Below are 3,369 nucleotides of genomic sequence, written 5' to 3' on the forward strand. Positions count from 1 at the left end.
TATCTAAATCCATGAATGCATATCTTCCTTATTTTAAAACAATTTACTAGAAAATAGTTTACACACGATTGAAAAATCAATACAATTATAAATTTATTGAAATTGTTTATTCACCATAACTAAAAAATTTTAAGCGTAAAAAAAATTGGAAAAGCCAGTCACTATTTTAAATGTTATTTTCACTATAATTTAAATGACTTTTGGTTTCTTGAAATTTATAAAATATCCAATTTCAAATTTCAAAATATTTTCTCCAAATTGAGAACTTAGTTGTGATCCCTGTTTACTTGTTTAATCATTAATGTCTAGCATATAGGAATATATGCTTTAAATACCTTACCTAATAAGATTTAGGTGGCTAATTTTTAATGTACATCCAAAAAATTTCTAAAAGACATTATATTGTATAGATTTAATTTTCTTAAAAAGAGCTTTCCTTAAAATATTAACTAAAAATACTTTACTATTATTGTATCTAATAATAATATTAATGATAACAACAGTAATTATGGCTTTAGTAAAAATTTTACTAATAAAAATAATATTTTTTATAATCCAATTTTAAAGTATTATTTAACTAAAGTAGATTAATACAAACAAATTAAGCTGTCATTTAAAAAATATTATTTACTGAGAGATTATTTAACTTCTTAAAATTATAGAAAATTTAGAGACTTTAAATAAAATACTTCAGATTATTGCTAGCATTTATCAAGAAAGAACTCATGAACAATATATTCGTTTAATTGCATGTCTCAAACTTATCATCATGATATTATTGCCTTGAGTCATAAATAATTTCATTATTTTGATGTATTTAACTGTATTCCAAAGAAGTTTGTTTTATTTATAGAATAAAATGTATTCTTATGAAATTTAATGTATTCTTATGAAATTTATTGCAACCTTTTAAGCTCATTTTATATTATCCTTAGTATAAGAACTCATTATAAAATGATGAGTAGTAAGTAGTTTTCTAAATATCCTTGTTTTTCATTACCTGATTATTTTGAAAACTAAATGATTCCGTAAATATCAGAGTGATCTCAGTTATCTCAATCTTTCTTTTGCATTAAACCTAAAATTTAATTTTTTATTCTTTTCTTATACTGTTTATACTCTAAAACAGTATTAAATAGTTCTTACTATATTTTTAGTGAGATATTTTTTTATAAAACGTTTGTCAATTATTAGAATTAAATAACAATATATTACTTTTGCTAGAATACTTATTAGTTGTTCTTTTTAGTTTTAATTGTGATTTTATCATTAAATTATTGAGTATTTACTGTCTACTTTTTTATGTAAATAATTATTTTTATATAACTATTTTGTTGATTTTTATAAGAAATTTTTGTTAAATAACAACACCTTATACACGTTGTAGTATTAAATTTTTTCTAAATTTTCGAGACCTTATCACGTTATCTTAGGCACTATCTTGAGTTATGGGATCCTCTAAATTACATACGGCTATTTTCTACTGATTAATCTTTCAAAACAAAAAAATCAAGCATAAAGATTTTAAAATAGTGGGGATGGTTGGTGCCTAGTTAGACACTTAGATTATATTAAATGCACTATTATTAGATATATTTTGAGATCTTTGATCTAGTATTCTCCTCCTTTTTCTAAAAGGATATTTTTCGAAAATCTCATTCTATTTTCTCCCTTTATTACTATTGAAATCTGGATTACGCTGTTATAGAAATGAGCAGTATTGTAAGCTGTACTTTCTTATTTATTTTAGGATAGAAAATGTTACGAATTGGTTTAACTGGAGGAATTGGCAGTGGTAAAAGCACCATTACAAATTATTTTGCTAAATTAGGGATTCCTATTATAGACGCTGATAAAATTACCCATGAAATTATGATCTCGAGCCAAGTAGTATTGAAAAAAATTGTGGCGCATTTTGGAAAGAAAGTTTTAAATAGAGAAAACTCTTTAAATCGCTCTCAATTACGAAGATTAATCTTCAAATATCCACAAGAACGACGATGGTTAGAAAACTTATTACACCCTCTTATTATTTCAATCATGAAAAACAAACTTGAAAAAATCAACTCTCCTTATTGTATTTTAGTAATTCCTTTATTAGCAAAGGCTAGACATTTAATAAATTTTCTTGATCGAATTTTAGTAGTTGATATCCCTAAATTTTTACAAATTCAGCGCACAAAAATACGTGACCATCTTTCTGATAAACAAATTAAATTAATTTTTGAATCACAGACTAGTCGCGAAGATCAACTAGCGATAGCGAATGATGTGATTGTTAATGATAAAACGCTTTCGGCATTGTATGAAGCAGTGCTTCAACTACACACCCAATACCTGAAATTCTCTAAATAAAGAATAAAAAAATAGACATTCAACCCCCCCATTGAGAGCCTGTTAAACAAAAATTAAGCAAATGGAGATTTTTAAATCAGAAAAACATTGTTTCTTCTAGATCCTCATCCTGTTACTCCTTATTATTCTGAATTCTGATTAAAATTTCATAATATCATGAATAAATTGATAAAACCCTTAACAGAAATTATCTAAAAAACTATTACTTATAAATAGTCATTTAATGAGATTTTTTAAATTTATGTTAGTCTTTAATACTTTTTGTCAACTTTACTCTAACCTCAATACTTTTAAATCACAAAAAAGTCATTTAGGTATATTAACTTTTCTCAAATTATTAAATGTTATTGACCCCCCAAGCCCCAACCTTAAAAAATCAGCTGACTCAACACTTTCCTAAGAAAACCTTTACTTCTTGCCTAATTAAACAATTTATCTCAAATCAAGAGGCATATAAACTAAAAAAATTCTTCACTATTTTAATCAGCACATTGATTAATTAATTCAAACATCAGTAAGAACAATTAAGAATTTTCGCTACAATATTCTCTTGAACTAAATTCGTATGCATTTACCAACTAATAAAAAAATATATTGCTGACTTATCAAACTGGTCTGGAAAAATTAAAGTATTTCCTCAAAATATCCTCGTACAAGATTTTTTCAACCAACACTTCATCCCACTAATTAACTCTCTCAACTCATCTAATTAATTTTACCTATGAACAGGATGTCCCTAAAAATTTCTGTAGCTAAACATTTTTTATCTGTCCATTGTTTCTTAATGAGATACTTGAAACAATAGCAACACTACTTACTAGCCAGAGGAGCTTCTCTAACAATATTTTCTTTATGATCAATTGCTGTACGATTTAAGCAAGGATTAATAATCAAATTATTGGGTTTAAGACAAGATAATGGTTATAATTTTGCGGAATAAACTGAATCTCTTCACCCTCTAAAACAATAAAATATCGTGTAAATTTTTAATTTATTTATACATGTATAAATAAA

At 25.2% G+C, this 3,369-nt stretch carries 1 protein-coding gene; it reads left to right on the forward strand.

The genetic code is table 11. The features are described 5' to 3' along the window. The first annotated feature begins 1,758 nt into the window (after positions 1-1,758). Positions 1,759-2,355, forward strand: a complete 597-nt coding sequence (coaE, locus tag CLERM_RS00020; protein WP_102156591.1) for a dephospho-CoA kinase — start codon at positions 1,759-1,761, stop codon at positions 2,353-2,355. Positions 2,356-3,369: the final 1,014 nt, after the last annotated feature.

It is taken from the genome of Coxiella-like endosymbiont, assembly GCF_002871095.1.
In the GTDB taxonomy this organism is placed as follows: domain Bacteria; phylum Pseudomonadota; class Gammaproteobacteria; order Coxiellales; family Coxiellaceae; genus Coxiella.